The organism is Maribacter sp. X9 (assembly GCF_048537565.1).
In the GTDB taxonomy this organism is placed as follows: Bacteria; Bacteroidota; Bacteroidia; order Flavobacteriales; family Flavobacteriaceae; genus Maribacter.
In genome coordinates this window covers 2952857-2977046 of sequence record NZ_CP183215.1, presented here as the reverse complement: position 1 = coordinate 2977046, position 24190 = coordinate 2952857, and the positions used below count along the sequence as shown (strand labels likewise).

The following is a 24190-nucleotide window of genomic DNA, read 5'->3' as shown; positions in this document are numbered from 1 at the left end:
GTTTCGTTTTGATAAATTTACAACAATTGAAAAAAGAAGAAATGAAAAAATTAAAATGGGTCTTAGGCATTGTATTGATCGCATTGGTAGTAGTTGCCTATTTCAATTACCCAAAACTTAATCTCATTTCAGGTTACGCTTCAAAGAATTTAGCGTCTAATGTGTTTATAGCCCATAGGAATCCAGTCGATGTAAATTTGTACGATCATGATATGTCCTTGATCAACTTAGCACAATCGAAAGTTTCTCAAAAGGATAAATCTGCCACGGCGTCGGTTTACGGACTTATGCAGCGTAAGGCCGTTTATAAGCATGGATTGGGTGCCGTGTTAACGAATGATGAGTATACCCAACATAATTTTTTTGAAACCCCCCATAGGACTATAGTAACCGATACACTTCCTTTTCCCTATGGCAACAATGGTGTAAACGATACAATTTTAGAAAATGTAGATTATGCAAAGTTGGAGGTCGCCCTCACCAATGCCTTCAAAAACCCTGAGGAGAGAACAAGAACTTTGTTGGTGGTGCATAAAAATCAGATCATTGGGGAACGTTATATACGTGGATTTTCAAAAGATACCCCCATTTTAGGATGGTCCATGACCAAAAGCGTGTTAGCTACGCTCTATGGAATTTTAGAATACCAAGGGAAAATTAATGTAAATACTACCGCTCCCGTTCAGGAATGGCAAAATGATGACCGTAAGAACATCACGATAAACCATTTATTGCGCATGCAAAGCGGCTTGGCTTGGGACGAGGATTATTTTAAGATATCAGATGTAACCCGTATGTTGTTCTTGGCCTCGGATATGACCAAAGCACAAAAGGAGAACAAATTGGTAGCACAACCTACCGAAATATGGAATTATTCCTCTGGCACCACCAATTTATTATCCGGTATTTTACGAGGTCAGTTCAAAAGTCATCAAGCATATCTTGATTTTCCCTATGCCGAACTCATCGATAAAATAGGAATGCACTCCATGTTGCTGGAAACTGATTTAGAAGGTAACTACGTAGGTTCTTCCTATGGGTGGGCCACAACACGCGATTGGGCCAAGTTTGGATTATTGTATTTAAACAAAGGTGATTGGAACGGACGACGCATCTTCTCAGAATCGTGGGTAGATTACATCACCACACCTACCCAAGGTTCGAATGGAACTTACGGTGCCCATTTTTGGCTGAATGCAGAAGGTAAATATGCGGATATTCCACGTGACCTGTTTTCTGTAAACGGTTTTCAAGGGCAGCGCGTATTCATCATTCCGTCAAAAGACCTTATTGTAGTCCGCACCGGATTGGAGGAGCAGACCGATGAACAGTTCAATACCTTGCTGAGTGAAATTCTACAGTCTATCAATTAGGACTTCTTTTCATTGGATTGCATCGGCGAGCAGATTTCAATAAGAAAGCCGTTATTATCCAATACATAGCCTACCTTTTGTCCCCAATGTTTTTCGCCTAGGGGTTCATATAGATGAGCCCCGGCATCTATAGCTTTTTGAAAATCACTTTCTATATGTTCAGAGATGAACGCCATTTCTAACCCAAAGGGTTTGTTAGATTTTGAAACGGATTGTAGTCCTTGTTTTAGATTAGAATTTCCTAAAGAAATAGAAGCAAAAGCAATTGTCGTTTCCCCGGAAATTAATTCTGCATAATCATTTTCTGGCGTAATGAATTTTTGAACAAACCCAAAAGCTTTCTTGTAGAATGTAATTGTTTCTACTACATTGTCCACATAACCAATTGTATAACCGTATTTCATAGGGTGCTTTTTACATATAATCACTAATTCATTTGTAGGTATTTTCGGCTAAACCACAATCTAAAACGCTTTCACAACAAGTCTTCCTTGTGTGACAACAATAGTTTTAAAAAATTAAGGTCTTCTCTTACATTTACAGTGTTCTTAAAAAGGAAGTAAAATTTTTCATTTTCATATAGTGTTCTCGTAAAAGAGTCTGGTCATCTGATCGGACTCTTTTTAGTTTAGGGGTGTTTGGTTGAGGCATATTTGGCTCAAGCCTGTCCCTTCAAACAAAATGAATCAAAAAGTAATTTAAATTGTACGGATTTATTTTCACTAATCCCTAACGTTACGGCAACCACTTATCCTTTCCAAAATCGGGCTTTCGTTTTTCCAAGAAGGCATTTCTACCTTCTTTGGCTTCTTCGGTCATATAGGCCAAACGTGTAGCTTCCCCGGCAAAAACTTGCTGACCGACCATACCGTCATCGGTTAGGTTCATGGCGAATTTCAGCATTTTAATGGAGGTGGGAGATTTTTCCAATACCTCTTGCGCCCATTGAAAGGCGGTGTCTTCCAATTCATCGTGTGGAATTACTGCGTTCACCATTCCCATTTCAAAAGCATCTTGGGCAGAATAATTACGCCCTAGAAAGAAAATTTCACGGGCTTTTTTCTGTCCCACCATTTTGGCGAGATAGGCAGATCCATAGCCACCATCAAAACTGGTTACATCGGCATCGGTCTGTTTAAAAATGGCGTGTTCTTTGCTGGCTAAGGTCATGTCGCACACTACATGCAAACTATGTCCGCCACCGACGGCCCATCCCGGTACGACGGCGATAACGACCTTAGGCATAAACCGAATCATGCGTTGAACTTCTAGGATATTCAGACGGTGCTGACCATCCTGCCCAACGTAACCCTGGTGTCCCCTAGCCTTTTGATCTCCGCCACTACAAAAAGACCAAATGCCATCTTTAGTCGATGGGCCCTCGGCAGAAAGTAAGACCACACCAATGGACGTATCTTCCTGGGCATTGTAAAACGCCTTTATCAATTCACTTGTGGTATTGGGTCTAAATGCGTTACGTACATCGGGTCTATTAAAGGCGATACGGGCTACACCGTCACATTTTTTATAGGTGATATCCTCAAATTCTAGGGCAGTTTGCCAGTCGGGTGATTTCATATGTAAATTTCTATACAATTGTGGCATAAAGATAGGGTTTCATTGGCTACGTTGCCAATTTTGAATTTTTCTAAGCTCATTATTCCTTTGATCAACTTTAAGCAAATAGGTCAATAATCAAAGTACTATTTTTGTCCTAATTTCAGAAATTATTCTAAGTTTAGAGATTAATCGTAAACTATAGTATGAGACAAGTACTTTTTAAATTCATAAAGTCATTACGTGATTTTTTAGCACAGAAATTCCATCAATACAATAAGAGTTTACCGTATTTGATTACCATGGTCATTGCCTTGATCATAGTAGTGGGAGGCATTAACCTTTTCATAGAGCTCACGGAAACCTTAAAAACAGAGATGTTGGCAACCTATGACACCGCGATTACCGATTATATTATTTCATATAGGACACCGGCATTGACTCGGTATTTTAAGTTTGTGACGAATGTGGGCGATTCTTATGGATACCTTATCGTGCTGGCTGTCTTTTTACTAGTTTCCCTATTGGTTTTTAAGCGGTGGAAATATGTCATACAGGCCACCTTGGTTCTCATACTGGCTACAGGTTCTAACATGATACTGAAGCGTTTTATAGACCGTGCACGACCAGGTATTGAACATTTGGTTTCTGTAGAAACCTTAAGTTATCCTAGTGGACATGCAATGAGTGCCATGGCTTTCTACGGATTTTTGGTATATCTTTTTTATACCTTCAACATCCATAAAGTGGCCAAGTTTTTTTTAATTTTGATATTGGTATTACTCATTTTGAGTATCGGTATCAGTCGCATTTACCTAGGGGTACATTTTCCGTCAGATATTGCAGGCGGATTCATTGCAGGCTTCATCTGGGTCGTATTTTGTATTCTTATTTTTGATTTGATCGACATTTTTAGAAGAGACCCTAGAACCTAATTTTAAGTTGAAAGCGTATGAAAAATAGTAAAATAGCCTTGGTAACCGGTGGAAGCCGTGGATTGGGCAAAAATATGGCCCTTAGATTAGCCGATAAAGGAATCGATGTCATCATCACCTATCACACGAACGAAGCTGCCGCACAAGATGTGGTAAAGCTCATTGAAGATAAGGGACAAAAAGCAAAAGCGTTTGAATTAGATACGACCAACGTGAACGAATTCACTACCTTTTTTAAGCACGTATCCGATTATTTATCGGAAACTTATGAAGAGTCCCGTTTTGATTACTTGATCAACAATGCCGGTACGGGCATTTATAAACCTTTTTTACAGACTACCGAAAATGATTTTGATGAAATGATGAACATTCATTTAAAAGGTGTGTATTTCTTGACCCAAAAGGCGATACCCTTTCTAACCGATGGCGGTGGTATCATTAATGTCTCGTCGGGCTTAGCACGTTTTTCCTTGCCAGGTTCTTCTGCTTATGGTAGTATGAAAGGAGCTGTAGAGGTCTTTACGAAATACTTGGCCAAGGAATTGGGTGACCGTAAAATTAGGGCGAACGTAGTAGCCCCCGGTGCTGTTGCGACCGATTTTGGTGGTGGTGAAAACAAAAACAATGATAAAAAGCGGGATATTATCTCAAGTAATACTGCTCTTGGCCGCGTTGGCGAACCAGACGATATTGGTGGTATCGTGGCTTTTTTATGCTCCGACGATGCACAATGGATCAACGGCCAACGTATTGAAGCATCTGGGGGAATGATGCTTTAATCGAATACCTGACAGGATTTTTATTCTTAAGGCACAGTGGAATAAAGTATAATTTCGACCTTTAAAACCTCAGTACTCATCACTTGTACCTTCCATTATTTAGATTTGTTATAAATAATTTGCCCAGTTGGTAAGGGGGAGATATATTTGTATTCAACAATTATTTGTAATAAGTCTTAATTAAATTATTTTATAAAGTTAGATGAGTTTTTCCATTTGTTTTAACACCTCAAATCTGTCCTATTTATTTTAACCCTATGTAAAACTGCGCATTTTTTTTGGCATTCCTCGGTTTTCTTATTCGCCCCTTCATGACTATTAAAAAATTTATTTTTCAACTTCATAAAATACTAGGTTTAGCCACAGGAATCGTTGTTTTCGTAGTAGCTGTAACCGGTTGTTGTTGGGCGTTTAAAGCCGAAATTGAAAGTTTATATTCTGATTACGATACCGTAATGGTACAAGATACGGCTGTGCTATCCCCAGCTACGGCGCGGGAAATCGCCAAAGAAATTTTTCCCGAAAAACATGTTCACGGTACGTTATATGGTAAACCTGACCAAGCTATTGAAGTTATTTTTTATGAGTTGGAACCAGAATTTTACCAAAGTGTATTTTTAAATCCCTATTCTGGAGAGGTGCTTCATGTTAAGGATCATCTATCGGGTTTTTTTGCTTTTGTGCTGAAAGGGCATATGCGCTTATGGCTGCCCTTAGAAATCGGAGAACAGGTGGTTGGCATTTCAATACTTCTTTTCGTACTGATCATCATTTCGGGCTTTTTTCTATGGCTTCCCAAGAAAAGAAAGCACCTAAAGCAACGGATAACGTTTGATTGGAAAACCACCACACGTTGGAAACGTAAGAATTTTGACCTACATGCCATTATCGGATTTTATGTTGCCGCTCTTGCCCTAATCCTGTCCATTACCGGTCTAGTGATGTCCTATGGTTGGTTTCAAAGTGCGGTTTATACCACCGTGGGCGGCGCTAAAGACGTCACCTTCGTTATTCCAGATAACCAAAGTCCAAAAACAGAAGCTTCGGCCAGTATCCTACCCATTGATAAGGTGTTTGAAAAAGTTAAAAAGCAATACGCCGCAGCCGATAGTTTTGAGGTCCATTACCCTTTTTCAGATACCGATGCTATTTATGTGGAAGTTACGAATACCGACGGATTGTTCTATAATGCCGATTTTCTCTATTTTGACCAGAACTCCTTACAGGAATTGGATGCAAATACCATTTACGGAAAATATGCCGATGCTAGCGTAGCGGATAAAATATTACGAATGAACTATGATATCCATATCGGCGCTATTGGTGGATTATTGGGTAAAATACTGGCCTTTACGGTAAGTCTTTTGGTGGCTTCTCTCCCAGTGACAGGTACTTTACTGTGGTATGGTCGGACCTATAAAAAAGGGAAAACCAAATGACAAATTTTACTTAAAGCTCGACTTGTACCTTTTCAATAATGTTACGGGAAGAAGCCCCCAATCGCAACTCATAAAGACCTTTTTCCAATGCCCAATCTTTTTTCTTTTCATCCCAATAGCGTAAATCGGCGATAGGAATTTTTAGTAAGATTGCTTCCGTTTGTTCGGGTTCCAAGCTTTGGGTTTTTGCAAATGCTTTCAACACTTGAACCGGTCGATCAATAGTAGTGTTTGGTTTGGATACATATACTTGCACCACCTCTTTTCCAATGGTAGCTCCAACATTCTTAATGATGGTAGCTATCAAAATGGTATCATTTTCAACGGTTAAATCCAATCCCTCAAAGTCAAATTGAGTATAGGACAGACCATGACCAAAGGGAAAGGAAACGGGAATATTTGTTTTATCAAAATGCCGGTAGCCTACATAAATTCCTTCTTCATAGTAGGTATTGTCCACATTGCGTTGTTGTTCCGCCTTTGGCACCTCTTTTCCACTCTGGAAAAAATCAAATGCACCTAACGAGCTTCCATCCAAGGGAAAATTTTTATGACTGGCATGGTCACTTACATTCACCGGAAAAGTCATGGGTAATCTACCGCTGGGGTTTACCGTACCACTTAAAATAGAGGCAACGGAGTTTCCCCCCTCCTGCCCACCTTGCCAAGCAAGAAGAATGGCATCGGGTAACTTTTTCCAAGAGTTTGTTTCAATAACCCCTCCAATATTCAATACAACGATTACTTTTTTTCCATTGTTATGAAATGCGTCCACGGTTTGCTGAAGCATTTTCTGTTCTTCGTCGGTTAATAGAAAATCATTCTTCTCAACTCGGTCTCCCCCTTCTCCACTATTTCTGCCTATGGTAACCATGGCAACATCAGCGCTAGTGGCCAGGGTGTTCATTTCTTCTTCGGTATATTTGATTTGTGGCGGATTGTAAGGGGTAAACATCGCATCCATCCCCTCTGGTTTCACGAAACTATTGGCATTTGCATTTTTATGGGATTGAAAAAGTGCAGCTGCTTGCGGACTAACCGTAAAATCCTGATTTTGAAGTCCTTCTTCCAACGATACGGTATAAGCTTCGTTTACGTCACCAGAACCGGTGCCTCCGGCAATAAATTCATATGAATTCACTCCGATCAAAGCAACTTTAGCCCCTTGGTTTACCGGAAGCGTATTTTCATTTTTCAAAAGTACCATACCTTCCGCGGCGGATTCTTTTGTAATCGTGGCATGCGCCTTTAAATCTGGATTATTGCTATATTGATAATCCTGCATTTTACGGGATTCCAACACCAGTTTTAGAATTCGGCCTACAGCGGTATCAATTTGTTCGTTGGTCAACGCTCCCTTTTCGTGGGCTTCCTTTAAGGCGTCCCATTGAAATTTAGTACCGGGTTCTATCAGGTCATTTCCTGCGCTTATTTGTGCTGGGGTATCATAGCCTCCAAACCAATCTGTCATGACCAGTCCTTCAAAACCCCAATCATCCCTTAAAATATCCGTAAGTAAGCGTTTATCCTCAGAAGTATAGATGCCGTTCACTTTGTTATACGAAGTCATAATGCTCCAGGGTTGTGATTTTTTCACAATAATCTCAAAACCCTTTAAATAGATTTCCCGCAGGGCTCGCTCAGAAACGATGACATTATTGTTATTTCTATTGGTTTCCTGGTTATTGGCCACAAAATGTTTTACCGATGTTCCCACGCCGTTTCGTTCAATTCCGTTGACAATGGCCGCGCCCATAGCACCGGTGAGTACAGGGTCTTCAGAGAAATATTCGAAATTACGACCATTAAAAGGGTGTCGCTGTATATTGGCGCCAGGTCCTAAAATCACATCTACCCCTTAGGCCATGGCTTCCTCACCCATGGCATTACCCACTGCTTCTACCAAATCTGTATTCCATGTTGATGCCAAAAGCGTGGCAATGGGAAAAGCCGTTGCATAATAGGTTTCGGTAGCTCCTTCCCTTGTTGGTTCTATACGAAGCCCTGCCGGCCCGTCTGATAAATAAATAGTGGGGATTCCCAATCGTGGGGTGGGTACAATCACCCCGGCTGCACCAGGAATACCAGTTTCCGAATTCCCCAAACCCACAGCAGAACCAATTCCCGCACCCTTGAGCACATGAATTTTTTCATCTAGTGTCATTTGATATAGTAAATCCGATACACGGTCTTTGGTCGATTTTCTTGAGTCTTCATACAGATCAAGTTTTCCGTTTGCATTCCGGTCTAAAAAGGTATATCCACTAACGGTCATAGATTCAATTTCGGTAGTCTCGGTATAATCACCCTCAAAATTGAATAACTTGGATTTTAAATACATCCATCCCCCTAAGACTACCAATCCCAATAGAAGAGCAATAATCCCAGTAATCTTTAAAATTTTTTTCATGGTTGATGTTGTTCTGTAAAATATACCGCTAAAGATAGCAATCACAAATAGTATCAAATTGAATTTTGCAGTATATATCATGAAGAGAGTGACTTCCTTCGCTTGACCTATAGCGCCGACCCTCGTTTTGGGAATAAAGTATTTTTAATCGTATATTCAGAAGGTTCTATAAGTGTATATGGTAAACAGTTTATAGACGATAGTAGCTATGGCGATTCGTTCCCCTTGTTTAAAAGAGCTAAAGACACTTATTACGTACGGGCTACTCAAGGGATATTCGGATTAAAAAAGAAGAATTTAGCCCGCTATTTCAGCAATTGCCCCAGCCTTATACCCAAAATACAAGAAGGGGAACTTAAACGAACATTTGAAGTGGCCGATTATTATAACTCCAATTGTGCGAAGTAATAGGTTGATGATGATGAATATCTTAAATTTAAATATGCAAATGTCAAGAAACCAAATCTTTTCAGTACTATTCTTCATAAACGCCTTTAGTATGTTTTCCCAATATACTTGGACAGAAGGGGAACTACTTTTAAAAGGTGGAAAAACCTTAGTAGGAGAATTAAGGATTCCGATAGTTTCAAAAGATTTAATTCATTTTAATGGTAAATCTAAAGTTCGATTTAGAAATAAAGAAAAGGGTGAGAAAGCCGCATATGATGAAGAGCAGGTTGAATTGATGAAATTTAAGTATTCTGAATCTGAAATAGCCTACTTTAAATACATACCAGTCTCCGAAAACAAAAAAGAAATATTTTGTGTTGTTGTTAGCGGTAAGGCAACACTTTATGGTAGAACTGTTGGGATGACAACAACAACACCCGGAATACTGTCCTTTTATAATTTAAATGAATTTTATGTACAAAGGCCGGATGAGGCTATTGCCAGCCCTTTAGAAACAGTAAGACCCTCTAAATCTTTTAGGAAACGCGCTACAGAGTATTTTCAAGATTGTCCAATTATAGTTTCTAAATTGAGTACTAAAATTTTTTCTAAAGATGATATCATTACTATAGTGGAAACATACAATACCTGTGTCGAATAATGCTATCCAGAAATAGTGAATTATTATTTCAACTAAGACAATTATAATCCTGAAATAGCTTCTTCAAATAACCTTCAAAGGACGTCACAATAATTTTTTACAAACATCAACGTTAGAATTTTTCTAACCTGGAAAAACTATACTAATGAAAAATAGCCTATTTCTTTTTTTATCCATTATATTTTTTGCATGTTCTTCCGATAAAACAACTACTGATGAGCCCAAAACAATAGATTCTATTGTAGGAATTTGGACTGAATTGGGTCGTGGAGATGTTTTGGATGATGGGACAGACCAATTTTCTGAATACAACTATTTCTGTGCCACTTTAGGACGTTATTCTTTCGAGGCTGATGGAACTTTTAGAATTGAGACGTTCGATGGGCCAGACGATAACTGCTCTAGTACAGGGGTTCTTACTGGTAAATGGGAAAATACCGAAGAACGTTACTTGATTTCAGTTGTAACCGATACTTCCAATGAATCTGCTGCCGGTCAAGAATCAAACATTGAAATTGAGTTTCCTACGGATAGTCTAATGCAATGGATATTTCAGGTAGATAGCCCAAGTATTGATTATGAATACGAACTCTTTACACGAGTGGAGTAAAATTAAATACTAACCTGTAGACCTATTTGTGGAGGTTTTCCGTTAATAACTTCTTACAACTGTTATAAGACCACCCTTTGATGGTAATTAACAAAAAACGATCTTCGTTAGCAACCGATATATGAAATTGAAACTTCATATATCTCTTCGTTGTGGCTAATTAGAGAAATCATATGACAGAAATAGAAGTTGTTGAAAATATAATTAAAAAATATACTCTTGATAATCTAAACGAAGCGGAAACTCGCTTTAAAATAATTGATGAAATTCTTGAGAAATATTTAAAATGGCCGAAAGACTCAACAGCGGTCGAAAAAAACATTAATGGAAATAGAGCAGATTATATTCTGTATGACAAAGGATTGAAACCAATATTAGTTATAGAAAGCAAAAAAAACGGAGTCTATTTTAATCTTCCATCAAATTATAATAGTGGCAAAAATTATCAAAAAATTCAACTCGAAAAACTACTTTCTGACCAAAATATCAAAGATGCTGTATTTCAAGTAAAAGAATATTGCGAAGATATCTTGTGTGAATATGCTTGTGTTTGTAATGGTTTTGTTTGGATTATATTCAAAATAACGGCAACAAATAAAAAGCCTTGGAAAAAATTACCCGCAATTGTCATAAGAGATTTATCTTTTTTTAGAGATAATTATACAGAAGCTGTAAATCTATTGAGTTATTATAACGTAACTAATGAAAGGTCAATACAATCACAAATAGGAATAAATAAAAAAAGTTATTCTGAAATCTTTTATCCTAAAAACAACATTACTGCTTACGACACACCTGTCAACAGCAATCCTTATGCTAATTCATTAAACATTATTGGAAGAAGATATTTAGGAGTTATTCCAGAAACTGATTCTTCTTTCATGGAGAATTGTTATGTAACCAACAAGGGACATTATGATAAACTACAAAAAAACGTACAAGGATTTTTATATGATTCATTGACACCTTATTTTAAAAATCAAGGATTTAGAGGTTTTACAGACGACAAAGAAGGAGGTGCATTTGGAAATAAAATTATCAAAATTATCAAACAAGAAAACTTAGATAATGTAATGATTTTGTTTGGTGGACGTGGCTCTGGTAAATCTACATTTTTAAAAAGATTCCTATTCCATATTCGACCAATTCAAATTGATATGCACTCTAAAGTTGCTTTAGTAGATTTAATTGATTCACCACAAACTGTAGAAGAATTGACAAGCGAAATTTGGAGTAGAACCTTAAAGGAGATTGATACTGACAACATAATTGAAGGAGAAAGGCTAAGAAATATTAGATTTGTTTAATAATGAATTCTCGGTATTAAAAAAACAAGTTTTAGAGGGACTTAAAGAAGAAGATATTGAATATCAAAAATTGCTGAGACAGTTTATTCAAGAACATATAAAAGATACAAAACTTTTTGCAGAGAAATTAAGTACAAGATTAAAAACTCAGAACAAAGGACTTATTGTATTTCTTGATAATATGGACCAACTTAACGTTGAATTGCAAGACAAATGTTATTTAACTGCTGTTGAAATTTCTAGAAGATTAAGTTGTTTAGTTATAATATCTATGCGAGAAGAAAGATTTTATAATGCTAAAACAAAAGGTGTTTTAGATGCTTATCATACACCTGGATATCATTTAACTGCACCAGTTATTCCAGAAGTATTAGTAAAACGATTAGAATACATTATTGAAGAGTTAAAATATACGGCTGAAATAGATTTAGAATATAGCATAAAAAGTGAGTCTGATTTAATAACAATAAAAAGCTTTTTAGAGATTTGTACTTATCAACTTAAAAATGATAAAAGTCAGTTAAGCTTATTTTTAAGATATGCAACGCACGGAGATGTTCGCCAAGCACTAGAGTTCTTTAAAGGGTTTTTAAAATCAGGATATACAAATGTTGATGAGATTTCAAAACACAAATATTGGAATTTTCAAAGTCATCAGGTTATAAAACCTATGATGATACCAGATAGGATATTTTATGATGAAACATTGAGCAGAATTCCAAATGTTTATCAATTGCGTAATGACCACAATAGTTCTCATTTTACAGGCTTACGGATACTTGATTTATTAAGCAATAAATTTGGAGGACAATCATCAACGGGTTTTATTGATGTTAAATTTTTCGTACAAGAATTTGAGGAAAAATATTCCCTTATAAAGGAATGCGAAAACTATATAGATTTATACTTGAGAAAAGGTTTAATTGAATCAAGTAATAGGCTTGAGGAATACAGTAATGATGTTGACCAGATAAAAATAACTGCTTTTGGAAAATATATGTTTGAAACTTTGGTTTTCAATTTTTCATACATCGATTTAGTTTGTCTAGAAACAGGTGTTTACGACGAAGAACTAAACAATTATCTAATCCGTTCAGCTAGTGAAGAATTAAAACTCAAAAATAGCAGAAAAATTATGGATAGAATAAACCTTAGAATTGAGAGAGCGGAAAGGTTTATTGATTATTTGACAGAACAAGAAAATAACGAAATTTCAGAATTTAATCTTGAGCAGGAGGAAATTAAATATTCATCAAAACTTAGAGAACTATTTAATCTAGAAAAAGAAAGAATATTAGAGAGTGCAAATCGAAATTCAACTGACAATAACTAGCCACAATACCGTATTCGAAAATAGTGGTTTTGGTGCTTAACTCAAAGATAATCAATAAAATAAAGGTCAATTATAATCCGAAAAGTTTATGCATAAACAAGACCGATAACTAAACACAACCTAAACTCCCCTATTCTTCTCCTCAATCCATTTTCCCATATACTTGGTTGCGCTTAACGTTTGGTGTTGTAGTAAAGCCCCAATAAAATTCTGTTTTCGATGATGAGAGAGGTTCATTTGAAGAGCATCCAATTTTGAAACCAAAAGGGTTTCCAAACTGTTTTTTGAAAACAAGGTATTGACCAAGGTTTTTCCTTGTTCCTGTGCTATTTGCCAGGCAGATCCTTCCGTATATAATCGAACGGCGGCATTTGCAAAATCTTCAGCAGCGTTTTCAACAAAACCGTTCCATTCTAAAATACCTTGCATTCCTTCGGCCCCAATGCTGGTGGTTACACTGGGCGTGCCATTTCGCATGGCTTCCAAGAGTTTCCCTTTAATACCGGCACCAAAACGCAAAGGCGCCAAGCAAACACGTGCCTGTTGCATAACCATTTGAACATCTTCCGTCCTGCCCCGTACCAAGAATCCTTCTTTTATGTTATGCATTTCCAAAACCTGCTGTGGTAAATAAGCTCCGTACACGTGAAGCTTTGCATCCGGTAATTGCTGACGGATAAATTGCCATATATTCGTTTTTAAATGAAGTATGGCATCTATGTTGGGGGCATGTTTTCCACCACCGATAAACAGGAAATCCGTTCGCTGTTCATAGGTAGGCCATTGTATATTTTCATTGATTTCCGTCACCATAAAGGGGAGTAACAAAAGTAGACTTTTATCTATTTTAAGCACTTCTGTAAGAAGCTCTAGTTCATAACTGGAAATAATTAAAGAAAGATCACAGCGATAGATACTGGCAATCTCCCGTTTGGTCTTAGTATCTTGCAGCCAGATATCCGTAGTGAAATTAACGCCTTTTTTAAAACAGTGATCACGTACATGACGCAGGGAATGTAAATCTTCGGTATCCAGAATACGTAAGGCATCGGGTACCTGTTCCACTACCCGCCAGCCGAACTGTTCTTCGGTCAAAAATCGATCGAACAACACCACACTTGGATCCAACTCTTTTACAAAAACATCAAAAGAACTATCGTTCATTTGGATGTCCCGCATATCGATTGCTAATGCAGTCAGGTCTAACGAAAACTCCGATTTAGATGCCGCCGAAGCTACCGTAATCGCATAGCCTTGTTTTTGAAAAACATTTAATAATTGTAACATGCGTACCCCGGCCGCAGTTGATTCGGGTTCTGGCCAGAAAAGGGCGATGACGAGTAATTGGTTTCTGGTTGTGGATTGTGCGTTGATGGCTTTCTTTTTTAAGTATTATGGTTGGCTGTTAGCAATGTATTTCTAAAACTATTGATTCTACTCTTGCGCTCGGGATGATCTTTTATTAATTTTTACCTTTTCGTGTTTATCTTTTCACTTTAATATTCAACAATCAACAATCAACTAACCACTATTTTTCAATCGCAATGTCATCGATGACCACTACTCCGTAGGAATTCTGGTCAAACAAGAATTCTATTTTTTGAACTTGGTCTAGCTTGAAATCAGGATTTTTAGTTTGAAACGTTTCCAAAGGAAAATGAAAGCTCTGTAACTGGACTTCCCAATCGCCACCCACCATATCATCCTCCAAAAATTTAAATTTGGTGAACTGACTTTTTAAAGGTTTTGCGATGGGTTTAACCGTACTCACCGTAAGCGCAGCCGTATTACCCGATTCGTCGGTCAATTGTATCGTAAAATCTAACTGAGGAACCTCCCTTTTTTTTGTTTCTTCTTCCTCTTTCTCATTTTCATCATTTTTTTTCAACCAGTCATGATTTCCAGAAGCAATGGAAAGTTGTAAGGTGGATTCTTTTTTGAATAAAGCGCTTTCGCTTTTTGATAACGCAACTTCATAAACAGGTTGGGCACCTAGCGTTTTTTCCGAGTCCCATCCTAAGAACAAGGCGGTATTATCCTGACTTTTTTTATCACGGGTAGTTAGTGGTTCTTCCTTCCAGATCACCATATTTTCGGACGAAAGAAGTGTGCTATCCTGGGCCGTCGTAACATCTAGATCTTCTTCAAAATCGGCGATTACCGTAGTTGACGAAGATTCGAAATTTGTAAGGTACTGTTCAATGGGAAGCCACTGTTTGCCAACGGCCACATTTTTGAATAAGGGCACATACTGAGCATTATTTTTTAGAACGGCTTCGGCAAAAGCACTTATAAATACCTTCGCTGCCGCCTGCTGCTGCTCTTCTTTCAATAAGGGTTTAAGGTTCAGCAACCATTTGGCCGGGGCACCAAAATCTGAATTTCCCCAAGTAGAATTGAACTGGCCGTGATTGGCATGATGAATATAAACACCGGCTTTAAAACGGGGAATGGAATCGGTAAATTCTAATCTTCTGTAGGGACGCATTCCCCAAAAACTGACTTCATCAGAATCATAGGAACCCTGCAGGCTCAAGAAGTTTATATTTTTTAATTTGATTTTACGATCGTACCGATAATCTGTCGGGGCCAAAGCGACAACCCCTTTAATATTGAAATTGAAGTCGAATTTTTCATTGGCGTCATCTGGTAAATACGGAAGTTCGTTATAGGCTGCCGCAATAGAAACCGCTTCTCCCCCTCTAGAGTGGCCCACCAACATGATGCTCTCCATATCCACTTTATTGGCAAGTTCATGTCCGGTTTCCGAATTCCAATTTCGCCAAAGTTCCAAATGCTTTAATAGCAACCACGCCCTGGCAGGCATTTCTTTCCCCATAAAATCACCTGACCAATGTCCGTTAATAAAATTTTCATCTACCGACACGGCGATGATTCCTCTACTCGCCAGCATATTTCCCAGATAACCGTAGCCGTCATCTGAATAATCGATCATGCTGTGATTGCCATGAACGATGAGCGTCAAGGGGAACGGACCTTCTCCTTCTGGCATATAGACCCTTCCGTTCAAGGGAAAATTCTCGACCCCAAAACCCCAATATTGTTCACGCCATTTTTTCTTTTTGCCCTTCCATTCAGGTAATACGATTTTAGCATTAACTGCTGCTGTCTTGAATTTGGCATCCGAAGCAAATTCTTCTCGGTTTTCATCGGTGCCGCTTCCATACGTAAATGTTGAAACTGTAAAAGATCCGTCCGCCGCAGGATTTTCCATAGCGTGCACTTCCGAAGAGATTACATTATTATCCACAAAAGCGAAAGGAATTTCTTTTTCATAGATATTTTCTCCAGGATTTATCAGGTTGAAAAGAATATAGATCATCCCCAAAAGCGTTATTCCGAGAAAAAAAGTAGAAAGGATCGATTTTTTATTCAAAAACCAAAACAAACTGATACAGAATAGCAGAGACAAAGCGATAACGCTGTAAAAGAAAACATTTGGCCAGCCAAACCCGAACAGTTTTAGGGCTATAAAAACCGATATTCCACTTAAAACAGCTGTAACGGCAGTTAAGGATATTCTTTTGGAACGTTTACCTATAAAAGTGAAAATGGCGTAAAGAATCACATGCAATAGTAAACCAATGGCAATCGCAATTAGCATCATGATAATAGGATGCCAGCCGGTGAGAAAGTGATAGCCGGCAATACCATAGATGATGAGTGTTAACAGATAGATAAATGAAAGCAGTCGGTTTTTCATAAGGGGTGGTCGGTAAGGCAATTTTAAGCCTTTAAATTAACCATCTTACTTGAATATACCTGACTAGACAATTATTTTTCACAATCTGATAATAATAGGGTCCGCTGTTTAAGGAATTCTTCTTTAGGAGGGGTAATGAGGTAAAAGTTAAAGAGTGAATGAAAAGTCTAAAAGAAAGCACTGAATACTGAGTATTTGGTACCGAGTGAAATAGAACTAATTAACAACCAACAACGGTCCGCTAAAAGTCACATTTTAGAAGCGAATTTTTTGGAAATTTTAGAGCGAAGTTTTCGCTCATAATCCTCTTCTAACCATTCTTTATAGTTCTTGGTATTGTTCATGATGCAATAGGAATATTGGCGTACCCGATATTTAATCTCCTCCTTTAGTTTTTTTGCTAGAATACGCGCATCAAAAACATCTTCAGAATTTTCGACACAAATTTTGGCGTGCTGTTCAATACTCTTTTCCAAGACCAATTTAGATTTCTCGCCATTGGCAAAACTCTTTTTATATTCTGCCTTGATGTCGAAATCGATATCGTCAGATTTGGCGAATTCGGCACGCAGCTCAGCGGGCATCTCATAAACGAATTCCCGTTCGATCTCTTCATCGTTTTTAATGTTCTCCAGATAAAAATCGGGGAAATGAAAAATTTCCTGCCAATCGATGCCTGCATTCCACGGTCCGAAACGGGCAATATTATTACCCATGTCGATTACATTGAATTCCTCTTTGTGGGGCAGGTATCTAGATCCACGCCCGATCATTTGAAAGTAAAGGGTCAATGAACGGGTGGCACGGTTGAGGATGATGGTTTCTACAGAGGGTTCGTCGAAACCTGTAGTCAAGATACTGACCGAAGTTAAGATGGCATCAGGGGTTTCCTTGAACCATTGCAAAATTTCCCTTCGTTCAGATGCATTGTTCTTGTTATCTAAATGCCGAATATTGTACCCGGCTTTTTTAAAGATTTCGTAAACATATCTTGACGTATTTATGCCGTTGTTGAAAATAAGGGTCTTGGTACCTTTGGCGATCTCGTTATAGGCAGAAACCAATTTGTTCAACATACTATGGTTACCATACAGCTCATCGGATGATTTAACTGTGTAATCACCACTAATTCCCAGTTTTAGGCTCTGCAGGCTTACGTCGTAGTTATATAGGTTCGCATTGGCCAGAAACTTTTGGTCGATCAAGGATTGAATGGATTCCCCGATAATCAACTTATTGTAATTATCCTTCATGGGTAGCTTGATGTTCGAGCTTAAAGGTGTTGCCGTAACACCAAGGATAATGGATTTTTCAAAAAATTTAAAGAGCTTGCGGAAGGAGTTGTAATGGGCCTCGTCAATAATGACCAGACCAATATTGTTAATTTCTACTTTTTCTTCTTGTAGTCGGTTATTCAGCGTTTCTACCATGGCCACGAAGCACATGTATTCATCCTGATCTTGCCATTCCTTTACCTCACTGTTTATGATTTTGTTCTTTACCCCAAAACCATTGAGCATTTTAGACGTCTGCTGGCTCAACTCTATTCGGTGGGTGAGTACAATGACCTTCTTCTTGGTCTTTTCGATGTAGCGTTTCGCTATTTCAGAAAACACAACGGTTTTTCCACCACCTGTAGGCAGCTGGTATAGTAAGTTGGAGTTATCGTTGTTCTCATCCAAATACTTGAAGATAGTATTTAGATCCTCCTCTTGATACTCGTACAATGTTTTCTCCGTGGTCTCTTTCTGTAGCTTCAAAAGGCTTGTAGGCGTTAAATAGGTTACTAATGCAAAAACCTTCTAAAATTATGTGATTTTTATGGGTATAGGAAATATAAATACCGAATTGCGAAATATTAATAGCCCTTCTCCATATCTACTTGATGCTGCAGTTCCTGTCCGGTTTCCAATCGATTGTAGTTTTCCAAGATTTGGGGGATGACCGAATTCGTATCGGAAACACTGGCGTAATGCGGCGTCATATGTACTTTTTTATGGTTCCAAAACGGATGTGCCTTTGGTAGGGGTTCAATATGGTATACATCTAAACATGCCCCGGAAAGATGACCATTATCTAAGAGCATGATCAAATCTCCATCCACTAAATGTCCCCCACGGGCTACATTGATAACATAGGCATTCTTAGGCAATTGCGATAAAAGCGCTTTGTTTAAAATACCCTCGGTCTGTGGTGTCAAGGGCAACAGACACACCAATATTTGCGCTGATTGAAGGAATTCTGATAATTCATCTTGACCAGAATAGGTTTTGACATTATCGATTTTCTTTTTGGTCCGGCTCCATCCTTGGACCTTAAATCCGACCGAGGACAAATCCGATGCCGTGAGTGCCCCCAATTCTCCTAGCCCCAAAATACCCACCGCTACATCTTTGATACGTTGATACTCCATGGGCTTCCAAACGTTTTCAACTTGTTTCAGCTTGTAGGTATTTAGATTTTTGAGATGGGCAAGAATAACCGCCAGTACATGCTCGGACATATCACTCGCCAAATAAGGATCAACAATGCGCGTTATAGGAATATTTTTAGGACGGGTTGGATCTTCAAAAATATAGTCGACCCCTGCCCCTGCCGAAGCAATACATTTTAAATTGGGATAGACGTCAAGAGAGCCCACCGGATGTTTCCAGATGATTGCCATGGTAATCCGGTCTTTCGGGTGTTCTTCCAAATAACTGTAGACTTCTAATTTACTATTTGCTGCTAACAGTGCCTTTTTCCAGAGGTCTATTTTAGTATCCTGTCGTATAATTACTATTGCCATTTATTGATCTATTATATCCAAGGCTTTAGAAAAGTCATCTTCATATAGCCATTGCTGTTTTTGTGTTTCTGTATATATTTTTAGGATGCGCTCTTTGAAGTCAGGCAAAATACCCTGAACCGTTGTAAATTGAATGACTTCATTGAAGGAATTCAGCATACTCTTGTAGAAGGAATCGGGCACATTTTTTTCCATGGAAAATGTTTGGGCAATCTCAAGATTGAAACACATGACATCTGCAATCAAATGAGGGTCGACCCCTAATTTGATAAAGTGTTTCAAATATTTCTGCGCAACCGATCTTCTTGCCTTGGGACGCCTTCTGTTCAAAGGAAAATATTCATTTGATATTTTGGCTTTTGCTTCTTGGACCAATTTATCTTCCTTAGGGTTGAACGCAAAATCATAATAGGTCTTTACGGGGGTGAATTTTTCGTAAAGCTCCAATAGTTGTTCCTCCAACGCTTTTTTTGGTAATTTGGAGAGATATGCTTTAAGTGCCCTTTTACTCATTTCTTACGACTGATATTCAACCAAAAATAAGCTTTACCATTTTAACCTCCTAAATATGTGAATGGGTAACTCTTGTAGAAGTAAGTTATAATATCCTTGCAAAAGAGGCAAAAAAATGGTATACTGTAAACTTGTACAACTTCTAAATTCCATTAACACATATGAGGCAACTAAAGATTATTAAGCAGGTTACGAATCGTGAATCAAAATCACTCGACAAATACTTGCAAGATATCAGTAAAATAGATTTGATTACTGCAAATGAGGAAGTAGAACTTGCACAGCAGATTAGAGAGGGTAGTCAAGTTGCCTTAGAGAAATTGACCGTAGCGAATTTGAGGTTTGTGGTTTCCGTAGCCAAACAATATCAAAACCAAGGTTTAAAATTACCCGATTTGATCAATGAAGGAAATTTAGGTTTGGTAAAAGCGGCCAAAAGATTTGATGAAACCAGAGGTTTCAAGTTCATATCGTATGCTGTTTGGTGGATCAGGCAATCTATACTACAGGCCTTGGCAGAACAATCTAGAGTCGTTCGCTTACCACTAAATAAAATCGGTTCAATAAACAAGATTAAAAAAACGTTTTCCTATTTAGAGCAAGCACATGAGCGTCCGCCTTCTCCTGAAGAGATTGCTAAAGAACTGGAAATGACCGTTACGGAAGTAAAGCAATCGCTTAAAAATTCTGGAAGACACGTATCGATGGATGCTCCTTTGCGCGAGGGCGAAGACTCTAATCTATATGACGTGCTGCGTTCTGGGGAGTCTCCTAGACCTGATAATCAATTGTTGCAACAATCTCTGAATACAGAGATCAATAGGGCTTTGGATACCTTGTCCCCAAGGGAGGCAGATGTTGTGAAGTTGTACTATGGCATCGGAGACCAGCAGTCTATGACTTTGGCAGAAATAGGACAAACCTTTGATTTGACCCGCGAACGTGTTCGCCAGATCAGGGAAAAAGCGATTCGTAAATTACGTCATGCCTCTAGAAGCAAGTTGTTAAAAACCTATTTAGGATAATTTCATCTAAGGTTATAAAAAGAAAGCACCCTTTTTTTAAGGGTGCTTTCTTTTTAACTAAAGACTTGAACACTATGAATACGTTAATTTATTGATATCAAAATCGGCTAAAATATTATTTAAATCCTGAATAAAAATTTGATAGGATGAAAAATTCTTATTTTGATGAGCCATAAATTTCTAGTTTTTTAAGTTATTGATTTGGGAAATCTTTTACATGTAATCTAGTTCGGCTAATTCGTTGATACTTAAAATTTCATTTAAATCTTGAAGAAAAATTAAATACTCTTCACCGTAAGTGTCGTAAAGCATGGATGTAGGTTTAGAAATTAAAATTTATTTGGGTAAATAATTCTTGCATGATAAATATAGATTAAAGGTTACATCGCGACAAACAATTGTGGTGAACCTTTTTATTTTTGTTGTAAAACCTTTTAAAAGGTAATATGAAGGAATTTTAAGTACTGAATTACTGAAGTTTTCTTCTTTTTTAAATTCTCAACTATCCGTGTTTAAGCTGTTATATAATTTAGGGGACATAGAACATAGTTGGTCAAATAATGTTGTGCCTTCATTATTAGTTAACTTTTTCTCAAGTTCTAGTTCATAATCAACGTTGAAAAGTAGTTTGTCATACCAAGCAATTTCAATAATTTCTTCCCTATTCTTTTTAAGCTGAATATGTTTTAAGACCTCAACAGCTTTATGGGCAATGAATTTATTAGAATCGTTTAAAAGCATTTTCAATAAAGGTATTTCTTTTTCATCCCCAATTTTATTGATATCTTCTAATAGTATAAGTTTAGTTTCTGTATCAGATTGATTGAAAATAGCTGTAAAAACACTTTTTTTTTGGGTATTATGTGAGTGGAACAACTCTTTAGGACCTGGTGATTGAAAGGAGAATTTTTGAATCAATTCATGAGCCCTTTCCAATACTAACTGTGAACTGCTTTCTTTTTGTAATTTGTGTAATATTGGAAGTTCTCTACAATCACCCAAATCGGCAATATTCTCTAAAAGAACCATCGTTTCCATTTCCTGTTCCTTTAGGAAATCTGGGGAATATGAAGTATACGTGTTTTCAGAAAATTTAAGATAGTCGTTAACATTCGAATTTTCATCTTGCTGCGATTCTGCCATATTTTGTCCGGATATTGCAGACCAGTCAATTGCCTCTAAGGTTTTAGTCGTTTGGGTAATCGTTGTTTGTGGTATAGCTTCGCTAGCAAAAGAGGCATCGAGCGCGAACAAAATTTCGAAATCGCGGTAATCTTTATTAGAAACTGTTTCTGTAGCCATCTTTTCGGATATTACCAATGGCAAGAAATCAATGAAGAACTCATCAACCCTTATTGAAACTTTTTTTATCCAACTTAACTGGATTAGGATTTTTCGCATTTTCCATAGCTATAAAAAAGTGTTTTTTATGTTCAAAAAATCAATTTAAGTTGCAGTAGTTCTTTCAATGTCCGCCTCTTCAAAGATTTCTGTTCATCTCATTATAGTCAATCCCTTTTTCAACCGTTTTAAGAATTTTTATTCAATTCAGCTAGTTGTCTGTCCATGTTTTGCTCCAATAAAGGGTAGTCTTCTAAAAAAGCAAGATAAAGTTCTTGTACTTCTGTAGCTTTGTTGGCTTTACATTTTGCCTCTAGTTCTACAATTAATTCTCGCATACCGTTGGCTTTTAACATAGCAAAACTTGCCTTTAGTTTATGGGCTGCAAAGGCTATTTGTTTGAGATTATTGTTATTCATATGAATTTTAACGTTGCCAATAAACTCCAGCACATTGCTTTTAAACAATCTGACAAGTTCATTTAACATATCAACTTCACCAAAGCAATCATTTAAAAGATTGTGTAATTCAACCTGCGTAGTTTCTTTTGACTGTATCATTTTCTTTTGTAGTATTTGAGTATATTCAATGGGTGCTTTTTCCTTTCTCTTGTTTTTCCTTATAATGGTCATCAACTCATGTAATGTATAGGGTTTTAATAGAAAATCATTTATACCTATGGCTTTACAGTCTTCACCATCCTGTTCTGTAAAATCTGCACTGAACGCAACAATAGGAACAGTCTTTATTCTGGAATCTGCATGGTTTCTTATTTCTTTGGAAATTTCAAAACCATTTAAATTCGGCATTTTCAAATCCATAAGAATAAGATCTATATTTTTTGTGGTCAATAAGGCCATGCCTTTTTTCGAATCAACAGGGGTATAAACTTTACATCCCCACTTTGTTAATTGTTCTTTAATGAGATGCTGGTTCATTAAGTTATCCTCAAAAACCAATATTTCAGTGCCCGCTAAAGCTTCCTTTCCTTTAATTAAATCAATGTCCTTTGAAAATTTTTCTGGGATATTTTTAGGGTCACCAAGGTCATAGGGCAACCTAAAAGTTATATGGGTGCCGATACCTAACTCGCTTACAATTTCAATTTCTCCATTTTGCTTTTCAATAATTTCTTTGGTAATCGAGAGACCAAGACCGGTGCCACCATATTTGACAAAAGTATTGTCTTCGGCTTGGGTATAACTTTCAAATATGGTTTTCAGCTTTTCTTTTGGAATACCTATACCTGTATCTGATACTGAAAATTCTAAAATGCATCGATTCTTATTGCATTTTTTTGCTTTTACCGCCAACTTTATATGACCTTGCTCTACGAATTTTATAGAATTCCCCACCAAATTAAGAAGTACCTGAGATAATTTCGAGGGGTCACCTTTAATCGTTTCTGGTACATGGGGGTCTATCTCGATGATTAATTGAATATTTCTATTTATTATCAGGGTCTCTCCTAAAAACATTATGTTGTTTAGTAAGTCTTGTAACTTAAAATCAATAGTCTCAAAATAACTGGATCCAGAAGAAATTTTAGAATAGTCTAAAACCTCATTGATAATTTTTAATAAAGAATCGGAGGCAAATTGGATCGCCTGTACCTTTTTTTGCTGACTTTGGCTCAACTTTTCTTCAGTTAAAAGATTTGCAAAACCAATGATACTGTTCAACGGAGTCCTTATTTCATGACTTACATGGGCAATGAACTGATTCTGACAGGCCAACTTTTTTTCAATTTCAAGTTTTTCTTGTTGCTGAGCATTCGATTGAGGGTTATAATTAGGGGAATAAATATGATTTTCTAAACTAGATTTAAAAGTGCTAAAGGACTTTTTCAGCATCTTTGCATCAGCGGCACTTAGCTCTTCAAAGGAGAATTCACTTACCGTACGTTCCAATTTTGATAGTTGACCAAGCAAATCCTTGGTTTTCGAAATCGACATAATTATTTATTCTTTAATTATTGGTGCTTATTAATTTGAAACACTTAAAA

At 37.3% G+C, this 24190-nt stretch carries 21 protein-coding genes; 10 read left to right on the top strand and 11 right to left on the bottom strand.

Annotated features, from left to right (window positions below; translation table 11 throughout):
• The first annotated feature begins 41 nt into the window (after window positions 1-41).
• Complete coding sequence (locus ACNR9Q_RS12605) at window positions 42-1373, top strand: serine hydrolase domain-containing protein (RefSeq protein ID WP_419211575.1); 1332 nt, start codon at window positions 42-44, stop codon at window positions 1371-1373.
• On the opposite strand, the gene ACNR9Q_RS12600 is transcribed toward ACNR9Q_RS12605, so the two are convergent.
• Entirely contained in the window at window positions 1370-1777 is a 408-nt protein-coding gene (locus ACNR9Q_RS12600; RefSeq protein WP_419211574.1) for a VOC family protein, read from the bottom strand. The genes ACNR9Q_RS12605 and ACNR9Q_RS12600 overlap by 4 nt on opposite strands.
• Window positions 1778-2108: 331 nt before the next feature.
• The gene (locus ACNR9Q_RS12595) at window positions 2109-2951 is read right to left on the bottom strand and encodes a 1,4-dihydroxy-2-naphthoyl-CoA synthase (protein ID WP_419211573.1); all 843 of its coding nucleotides are present in this window, start codon (window positions 2949-2951) and stop codon (window positions 2109-2111) included.
• Window positions 2952-3136: 185 nt separating this feature from the next.
• On the opposite strand from ACNR9Q_RS12595, the gene ACNR9Q_RS12590 reads away from it, so the two are divergent.
• The 3 genes from ACNR9Q_RS12590 (at window position 3137) to ACNR9Q_RS12580 (ending at window position 6083) form a co-directional block, all read left to right on the top strand.
• Window positions 3137-3865 (top strand): phosphatase PAP2 family protein, encoded by a 729-nt coding sequence (locus ACNR9Q_RS12590; RefSeq protein ID WP_419211572.1) that lies wholly within the window; start codon window positions 3137-3139, stop codon window positions 3863-3865.
• A gap of 17 nt (window positions 3866-3882) precedes the next feature.
• Window positions 3883-4644, top strand: a complete 762-nt coding sequence (locus ACNR9Q_RS12585) for an SDR family NAD(P)-dependent oxidoreductase (RefSeq protein WP_419211571.1) — start codon at window positions 3883-3885, stop codon at window positions 4642-4644.
• A gap of 311 nt (window positions 4645-4955) precedes the next feature.
• Window positions 4956-6083 (top strand): PepSY-associated TM helix domain-containing protein, encoded by a 1128-nt coding sequence (locus ACNR9Q_RS12580; RefSeq protein ID WP_419211570.1) that lies wholly within the window; start codon window positions 4956-4958, stop codon window positions 6081-6083.
• A gap of 10 nt (window positions 6084-6093) precedes the next feature.
• On the opposite strand, the gene ACNR9Q_RS12575 is transcribed toward ACNR9Q_RS12580, so the two are convergent.
• Both ACNR9Q_RS12575 and ACNR9Q_RS12570 read right to left on the bottom strand, forming a co-directional pair.
• Window positions 6094-7932, bottom strand: a complete 1839-nt coding sequence (locus ACNR9Q_RS12575) for a glycoside hydrolase family 3 C-terminal domain-containing protein (protein WP_419211569.1) — start codon at window positions 7930-7932, stop codon at window positions 6094-6096.
• Window positions 7933-7941: 9 nt separating this feature from the next.
• Window positions 7942-8493, bottom strand: a complete 552-nt coding sequence (locus tag ACNR9Q_RS12570) for a hypothetical protein (RefSeq protein WP_419211568.1) — start codon at window positions 8491-8493, stop codon at window positions 7942-7944.
• 102 nt (window positions 8494-8595) lie between these two features.
• Here ACNR9Q_RS12570 and ACNR9Q_RS12565 point away from each other — a divergent pair, with 102 nt between their 5' ends.
• From ACNR9Q_RS12565 to ACNR9Q_RS12545, 5 genes are all read left to right on the top strand, one after another.
• Window positions 8596-8901, top strand: coding sequence for a hypothetical protein (locus ACNR9Q_RS12565; RefSeq protein ID WP_419211567.1), 306 nt, complete (start codon window positions 8596-8598; stop codon window positions 8899-8901).
• Between the two features lie 91 nt (window positions 8902-8992).
• Window positions 8993-9544, top strand: coding sequence for a hypothetical protein (locus ACNR9Q_RS12560; RefSeq protein WP_419211566.1), 552 nt, complete (start codon window positions 8993-8995; stop codon window positions 9542-9544).
• A gap of 145 nt (window positions 9545-9689) precedes the next feature.
• Complete coding sequence (locus ACNR9Q_RS12555) at window positions 9690-10154, top strand: DUF5004 domain-containing protein (RefSeq protein ID WP_419211565.1); 465 nt, start codon at window positions 9690-9692, stop codon at window positions 10152-10154.
• Window positions 10155-10327: 173 nt separating this feature from the next.
• Window positions 10328-11461, top strand: a complete 1134-nt coding sequence (locus ACNR9Q_RS12550) for a hypothetical protein (protein WP_419211564.1) — start codon at window positions 10328-10330, stop codon at window positions 11459-11461.
• Entirely contained in the window at window positions 11454-12794 is a 1341-nt protein-coding gene (locus ACNR9Q_RS12545; protein WP_419211563.1) for a hypothetical protein, read from the top strand. Before ACNR9Q_RS12550 ends, ACNR9Q_RS12545 begins: the two co-directional genes overlap by 8 nt.
• A gap of 120 nt (window positions 12795-12914) precedes the next feature.
• On the opposite strand, the gene ACNR9Q_RS12540 is transcribed toward ACNR9Q_RS12545, so the two are convergent.
• The 5 genes from ACNR9Q_RS12540 to ACNR9Q_RS12520 all read right to left on the bottom strand — a co-directional run bounded on the left by ACNR9Q_RS12540 (window position 12915) and on the right by ACNR9Q_RS12520 (window position 19819).
• Entirely contained in the window at window positions 12915-14081 is a 1167-nt protein-coding gene (locus ACNR9Q_RS12540) for a glycosyltransferase (protein WP_419211562.1), read from the bottom strand.
• A 241-nt stretch (window positions 14082-14322) separates the two neighbouring features.
• Window positions 14323-16518, bottom strand: a complete 2196-nt coding sequence (locus ACNR9Q_RS12535) for a hypothetical protein (protein WP_419211561.1) — start codon at window positions 16516-16518, stop codon at window positions 14323-14325.
• Between the two features lie 248 nt (window positions 16519-16766).
• On the bottom strand, window positions 16767-18278 hold the full coding sequence (locus ACNR9Q_RS12530) for a DEAD/DEAH box helicase (RefSeq protein ID WP_419211560.1): 1512 nt from the start codon (window positions 18276-18278) through the stop codon (window positions 16767-16769).
• A 98-nt stretch (window positions 18279-18376) separates the two neighbouring features.
• Window positions 18377-19306, bottom strand: a complete 930-nt coding sequence (locus tag ACNR9Q_RS12525) for a 2-hydroxyacid dehydrogenase (RefSeq protein ID WP_419211559.1) — start codon at window positions 19304-19306, stop codon at window positions 18377-18379.
• Window positions 19307-19819 carry a DUF6155 family protein gene (locus ACNR9Q_RS12520; protein WP_419211558.1) on the bottom strand — a complete coding sequence of 171 codons (513 nt, stop codon included), beginning with the start codon at window positions 19817-19819 and terminating at the stop codon, window positions 19307-19309.
• A 161-nt stretch (window positions 19820-19980) separates the two neighbouring features.
• On the opposite strand from ACNR9Q_RS12520, the gene ACNR9Q_RS12515 reads away from it, so the two are divergent.
• A complete protein-coding gene (locus ACNR9Q_RS12515; RefSeq protein ID WP_419211557.1) occupies window positions 19981-20844 on the top strand; it encodes a sigma-70 family RNA polymerase sigma factor in 864 nt (287 codons plus the stop codon).
• A gap of 498 nt (window positions 20845-21342) precedes the next feature.
• Here the strand turns inward: ACNR9Q_RS12515 and ACNR9Q_RS12510 are convergent, their stop codons facing one another.
• Both ACNR9Q_RS12510 and ACNR9Q_RS12505 read right to left on the bottom strand, forming a co-directional pair.
• Window positions 21343-22245 (bottom strand): hypothetical protein, encoded by a 903-nt coding sequence (locus ACNR9Q_RS12510; RefSeq protein ID WP_419211556.1) that lies wholly within the window; start codon window positions 22243-22245, stop codon window positions 21343-21345.
• Between the two features lie 128 nt (window positions 22246-22373).
• On the bottom strand, window positions 22374-24140 hold the full coding sequence (locus tag ACNR9Q_RS12505; RefSeq protein WP_419211555.1) for an ATP-binding protein: 1767 nt from the start codon (window positions 24138-24140) through the stop codon (window positions 22374-22376).
• Window positions 24141-24190 lie beyond the last annotated feature (50 nt).